This window comes from Bacteroides faecis MAJ27, assembly GCF_900106755.1.
GTDB classification, from domain to species: domain Bacteria; phylum Bacteroidota; class Bacteroidia; order Bacteroidales; family Bacteroidaceae; genus Bacteroides; species Bacteroides faecis.
Genome location: NZ_FNNN01000042.1, coordinates 22925 through 29289 on the forward strand (window position 1 = coordinate 22925; position 6365 = coordinate 29289).

Genomic DNA, 6365 nt, shown 5'->3' on the forward strand with positions numbered 1-6365 from the left:
TTAAATAACTTTTAGTATGGGATTATTAGACGGAAAAACAGCCATTGTAACTGGTGCCGCTCGTGGTATTGGCAAGGCTATCGCTCTGAAGTTTGCTGCCGAAGGTGCAAACATTGCATTTACTGACCTTGTCATTGATGAAAATGCAGAAAATACAGCTAAAGAACTTGAAGCAATGGGAGTAAAAGCCAAAGGCTATGCTTCGAATGCAGCCAACTTTGAAGATACTGCAAAGGTCGTAGAAGAAATCCATAAGGACTTCGGACGTATCGATATTCTGGTGAACAATGCCGGTATTACCCGTGACGGTCTGATGATGCGCATGAGTGAACAGCAATGGGATATGGTAATCAACGTGAACCTGAAGTCTGCGTTTAACTTCATCCACGCTTGTACACCTGTTATGATGCGTCAGAAAGCTGGTAGCATTATCAACATGGCATCTGTAGTGGGTGTTCACGGTAATGCAGGACAGGCTAACTATGCTGCTTCCAAAGCTGGTATGATTGCATTGGCTAAGTCTATTGCGCAAGAACTGGGTTCTCGTGGTATCCGTGCCAACGCTATTGCTCCGGGATTCATCCTGACAGATATGACTGCGGCTCTTTCTGACGAAGTAAGAGCTGAATGGGCAAAGAAGATTCCTTTGCGTCGTGGTGGTACTCCTGAAGATGTGGCAAACATCGCTACCTTCCTGGCATCAGATATGTCTTCTTACGTATCGGGGCAGGTGATTCAGGTAGATGGTGGTATGAACATGTAATCGAACAGCATGACTGTTGTATACGAAGACAACCATATAATTGTAGTCAACAAGACCGCTTCCGAGATTGTCCAGGCAGACAAGACGGGAGATACACCGCTTTCGGAGACTGTAAAACAGTATTTGAAAGAGAAGTATCAGAAACCCGGAAATGTTTTCCTCGGTGTGACACACCGGTTGGACCGCCCCGTAAGCGGTCTTGTTATTTTTGCCAGAACGAGTAAGGCACTCACCCGACTGAACGAGATGTTCCGTTCCGGTGAGGTGAAGAAAACCTACTGGGCAGTGGTGAAGAATGCCCCCAAGGAGCCGGAAAATGAATTAGTGCATTATTTGGTACGTAACGAGAAGCAGAACAAGAGTTTTGCTTATGATAAAGAAGTGCCGAACAGTAAGAAAGCAATTTTAGATTACCGGCTGATCGGACATTCGGAGAATTATTATCTGCTTGAAGTAGATTTGAAAACCGGACGTCATCACCAGATTCGTTGCCAATTGGCAAAGATGGGATGTCCCATTAAAGGTGACCTTAAATATGGCGCTCCACGTTCCAATCCAGATGGCAGTATTTGTCTGCATGCACGGAAGGTACGATTCATCCATCCAGTGTCTAAAGAGCTGATAGAGCTTGTGGCCCCTCTTCCCGAAGGAAATTTATGGAAAGGATTTGAACTGCTTTAGCCAGTACAAGTCCTTTTTCTTTTGCCAAAAGAGTAAATATCCCTGCCATCCCTATGGTAAACTCTGGCGACAGCCTGATAGTTTCGGAATAGATTCTATATTTGCATCATAAAAACTTTTATTTAATTAAATTATACCATGAAGCAAATTCTATATCTGTTACTGGGATGCCTCATTCCTTTCCAGTTTCTAACGGCAAAAATGTATTCTTCACCGGAAAGAACTCCGGTTGATTATGTAAATCCATATATCGGAAATATCAGTCATTTGCTGGTACCCACTTATCCGACGGTTCATTTGCCTAACAGTATGTTGCGTGTATATCCCGAACGGGAGAATTTTACCGGAAATACAATTAACGGACTACCGCTGATAGTGACCAGTCACCGGGGAAGTTCGGCTTTCAATCTGAGCCCTTATCAGGGAGAATTACAAAAGGCAGGCAGCATTATACAATATGGATACGACAATGAAGTTATCAAGCCTTATTATTATAGTGTTGATCTGGATGATGACGGGATGTATGTTCAGTATGCTCCTTCCCACCAGTCCGGTATTTATCAGATAGACTTTTCGCAGACAGACAAGCCTGCTTATCTGATCTTTAACACTCGCAACGGAGAATTAAAAACAGACGGAAAGTCAATCAGCGGTTATCAGAAACTGGGTAACCATACACAAGTTTATATTTATCTGGAAACAGATCAACAGCCTTTGAAGATCGGTACTCATCAGGGGGCAGTTATTCGCACTACAGATAAGTCTACGCAAGGACATAATGCTTATTATATACTGGAATATCCGAAGGGAACAGCCTCTGTACTGCTTCGCTATGGTGTATCATTTATTTCTTCCGAACAGGCAAAACAAAATTTGCGCCGTGAAATCAAGAACTACAACTTGCAGGCTGTAGCCGATAAGGGACGTTCGGTATGGAATGAGACATTGGGAAAGATTTTTGTAAAGGGAGGTACGGAAAACGAGAAAACAGTATTTTATACTTCTCTTTATCGTACGTATGAACGCATGATTTGTATTTCTGAGGATGGCAGATATTTTAGTGCTTATGACGGGCAGGTACATGATGACGAAGGCATTCCTTTCTATGTAGACGACTGGATTTGGGATACTTATCGTGCCACTCATCCGTTGCGTCTCATCATTGAAACGGAAATGGAGAGCAATATGGTAAATTCATTGATTCGCATGGCGTATCAGATGCAACCCAACTGGATGCCTACTTTCCCGGAAATCAATGGTGACAGCCGTCGTATGAACTGCAATCATGGTGTGGCGACGGTGCTTGATGCGTATAATAAGGGAATGCGCTCATTTGATCTGGCAAAAGCCTATCAAGTCTGTAAAGCTGCCATTACTGAAAAAACACTGGCTCCCTGGTCGTCCAAACCTGCCGGAGTATTGGATCAGTTCTATAAAGACCATGGATACTTTCCCGCACTTGCCGTAGGTGAGCAAGAAACAGTGCCCGAAGTGCATTCGTGGGAAAGACGACAGCCGGCAGCGGTTACTCTGGGAACAGTGTATGACGAGTGGTGTCTGGGAAATATCGCCCAAGCTTTGGGAGATAAAAAAGAGGCAGACTATTTCTTGAAGCGAAGCCTGAACTATCACAAGATATTTAATAAAGAAACCTGTTTCTTCCATCCGAAAGATTCGTTTGGAAACTTTATCCAGCCATTTGATTATCGCTATTCTAGCGGAGTAGGCGGACGCGATGCGTATGATGAAAATAACGGTTGGGTGTATCGGTGGGATCTTCCTCACAATGTAGCCGATCTGGTGAATATGATGGGTGGAAAGGAGCGTTTCGTAGAAGAACTGGAACGAATGTATAGTACTCCTTTAGGGAAAGGACGACCGGATTTTCATCATCAGTTTGGTGACCATACGGGTAATGTCGGTCAGTTCTCGATGGGAAATGAACCTGCCATGCACATTCCTTATCTTTATAATTATGCCGGACAACCTTGGCGTACTCAAAAGCGGGTGCGTAACTTGTTGACGCAATGGTTCCGCAATGATCTGATGGGTATTCCCGGGGATGAAGACGGAGGCGGATTGACTTCGTTCGTCGTCTTCTCGATGATGGGATTTTATCCGGTTACTCCCGGTCTGCCGATGTATGTGATTGGAAGCCCGGTATTTGAGAATCAGACTATTCGGTTGAGTAACGGAAAAACTTTTCAGATCGTGTGCCGGAATTATTCACCGGAAAATAAGTTTATTCAGTCGGCAAAGCTGAATGGAAAGGTATGGGATCAGTCATGGTTCAGCCACGAAGACCTCATGAAGGGTGGAGTATTGGAATTTGTGATGGGTAAACGTCCGAATAAAGCCTGGGCTGCCGGAGACGATGCCGTTCCGCCTTCCTTTGCGATGTGATTGGAAATTCTAACTAAATAAGAAAGATACAGATGAACACATTTAAACTATTAATGGCTGCTTCCTGTTTTTTGGCTATGACAACGAGCGGAGTGGCGAAACAGGACTATTCAAAGAGTGAGGGATTGCTACAGTATGTCGATCCCTATATCGGTTCCGGTTTTCACGGGCACGTATTTGTCGGTACGAGTGTCCCTTATGGTATGGTACAACTCGGACCTAACAATATTCATAAAGGCTGGGACTGGTGTTCGGGATATCATTATTCCGACAGCATCCTGATTGGTTTCTCACATACGCATTTAAGCGGTACGGGATGTACTGATCTGGGGGACATTCTGATTATGCCTCTCAATGAGATCCGTACTCCCAGAGGCAATCAGGACGATATACGTGATGGATATGCGTCGAAATATTCGCATGATAATGAGATAGCCCGTCCGGAATATTATTCCTTACTTTTGGACAGGTACAATATCAAGGCCGAACTGACTGCTACTGACCGGGTAGGCTTTCACCGTTACACCTATCCGGAAGGGAAACCGGCTTCCATACTGATTGACCTGCGCGAAGGCAACGGTTCCAATGCTTATGATAGCTATATCCGTAAAGTGGATGATTATACAGTGGAGGGCTATCGCTATGTCAGAGGATGGAGCCCGTCCCGAAAGGTATACTTTGTACTGAAGAGCGATCAGAAGATAGAGAAATTTACTGCTTATGATGATAATACACCCAAACCCTGGGACCAGCTGAAAGTTGAATCGGTGAAAAGTGTACTGACTTTCGGCCATGTGAAGGAAGTGAAGATTAAAGTGGCTATTTCCTCCGTCAGTTGTGAGAATGCAGCGATGAACCTGCAAGCTGAACTCTCTCACTGGGACTTCGACAAAGTTGTGAAGATGAGCAGCGAACGTTGGAACAAGCAACTGGAAAAGATGACCGTAGAATCAGATGACGAGGCTGCCAAACGTGTCTTTTATACCGCACACTATCACACGATGATCGCTCCGACGCTGTATTGTGATGTCAATGGTGAGTATCGGGGGATGAATGATATGATTTATACAGACCCGAAGAAGGCGAACTATACGACTCTCTCCCTGTGGGATACCTATCGTGCTCTGAATCCTCTGATGACTATCATCCAACCCGAGTTGGTAGACGATGTAGTCAATTCAATGCTTTCTATTTATAGGCAACAGGACAAACTTCCTATCTGGCCTTTGATGAGCGGTGAAACAAATTGTATGCCGGGGTATAGCTCTGTTCCGGTGATTGCAGATGCTTACCTGAAAGGATTTACCGGATTTAATGCGGAAGAAGCCTTGACAGCAATGAAAGCGACAGCCACTTATGAAAGGCAGAATGGAGTTCCTTATGTGCTGGCAAAAGGATACATTCCGGCAGATAAAGTTCACGAAGCCACTTCTATCGCTATGGAATATGCAGTAGATGACTGGGGGATTGCCGCTATGGCACAAAAGATGGGAAAGACGGCTGATTATGAAACATTCTCAAAACGTGCTCATTACTATAAGAACTATTTCGATTCTTCTATCCACTTCATTCGTCCGAAACTGGAGGATGGTTCCTGGCGTACTCCTTATGATCCGGCACGTTCTATTCATGGAGTCGGTGATTTTTGCGAGGGTAACGGATGGCAATATACTTTTTTTGCTCCGCAAGATCCTTATGGATTGATTAGCCTGTTCAGCGGTGACAAACCGTTTACTTCCAAGCTCGACAGTTTCTTTACGAACAATGACAGTATGGGTGAAGGCGCTTCCAGCGACATTACCGGTCTTATCGGACAATATGCACACGGCAATGAGCCGAGTCATCACATTGCCTATCTCTACACCTATGCCGGTGAGCAGTGGAAAACGGCTGAAAAAGTTCGTTTCATCATGAGTGACTTCTATACAGACCGGCCGGATGGCATTATCGGTAATGAAGATTGTGGACAAATGTCTGCCTGGTATCTTCTTTCGGCTATGGGATTCTATCAGGTAAACCCGTCTGACGGTGTATTTGCTTTCGGAAGCCCGCGTTTTAAGAAGATAGAGGTGAAAGTGCGTGGAGGCAAAGTGTTTACAGTAGAGGCTCCCAATAATAGTGAAGAAAATATCTATATCCGGAAGGTTTACTTGAATGGCAAACCTTACCATAAAAGTTATATTACATACAATGATATAATCAACGGCAGTACCTTGAAGTTCGAGATGGGTAAAAAGCCGGATAAAAACTTTGGCAAAGCTTCTGCTAACCGGCCAATTGTTTTGAATAAATAGGAGGAAGAAGTTTTTTTAGGGTAAGTGTAAGTATTGGTTAGGATGATTAACGCCTTCAACTTATTAGCGAAAGCTTATATTTGAAGGCGTTTTTCTTATTTATAGGAGATACGGAACTAAAAAGAAGAAGAGGTTGTGTCAAAATGCTGGCACAACTTTTTTTTATGCGCAAAGCCCAGACTTTCCCAAGCCCGGGCTTTGTTATTACCTAATTTTTTTGTAAC

The 6365-nt window shown here is 44.1% G+C and carries 4 protein-coding genes; all 4 read left to right on the top strand.

Features of this window, described 5'->3' with window-relative positions; translation table 11 throughout:
* Positions 1-16 precede the first annotated feature (16 nt).
* The 4 genes from fabG to BLW31_RS22505 all read left to right on the top strand — a co-directional run bounded on the left by fabG (position 17) and on the right by BLW31_RS22505 (position 6141).
* A complete protein-coding gene (gene fabG, locus BLW31_RS22490) occupies positions 17-763 on the top strand; it encodes a 3-oxoacyl-[acyl-carrier-protein] reductase (RefSeq protein ID WP_010536417.1) in 747 nt (248 codons plus the stop codon).
* Positions 764-772: 9 nt separating this feature from the next.
* A complete protein-coding gene (locus BLW31_RS22495; protein ID WP_010536418.1) occupies positions 773-1444 on the top strand; it encodes an RluA family pseudouridine synthase in 672 nt (223 codons plus the stop codon).
* Positions 1445-1582: 138 nt separating this feature from the next.
* The gene (locus BLW31_RS22500; RefSeq protein ID WP_010536419.1) at positions 1583-3847 is read left to right on the top strand and encodes a GH92 family glycosyl hydrolase; all 2265 of its coding nucleotides are present in this window, start codon (positions 1583-1585) and stop codon (positions 3845-3847) included.
* 32 nt (positions 3848-3879) lie between these two features.
* Positions 3880-6141 carry a GH92 family glycosyl hydrolase gene (locus BLW31_RS22505; RefSeq protein WP_010536420.1) on the top strand — a complete coding sequence of 754 codons (2262 nt, stop codon included), beginning with the start codon at positions 3880-3882 and terminating at the stop codon, positions 6139-6141.
* Positions 6142-6365 lie beyond the last annotated feature (224 nt).

Coding starts and splice junctions, on each gene's coding strand:
- fabG (WP_010536417.1), top strand. CDS start 17: ATGGGATTATTAGACGGAAAAACAGCCATTGTAACTGGTGCCGCTCGT.
- BLW31_RS22495 (WP_010536418.1), top strand. CDS start 773: ATGACTGTTGTATACGAAGACAACCATATAATTGTAGTCAACAAGACC.
- BLW31_RS22500 (WP_010536419.1), top strand. CDS start 1,583: ATGAAGCAAATTCTATATCTGTTACTGGGATGCCTCATTCCTTTCCAG.
- BLW31_RS22505 (WP_010536420.1), top strand. CDS start 3,880: ATGAACACATTTAAACTATTAATGGCTGCTTCCTGTTTTTTGGCTATG.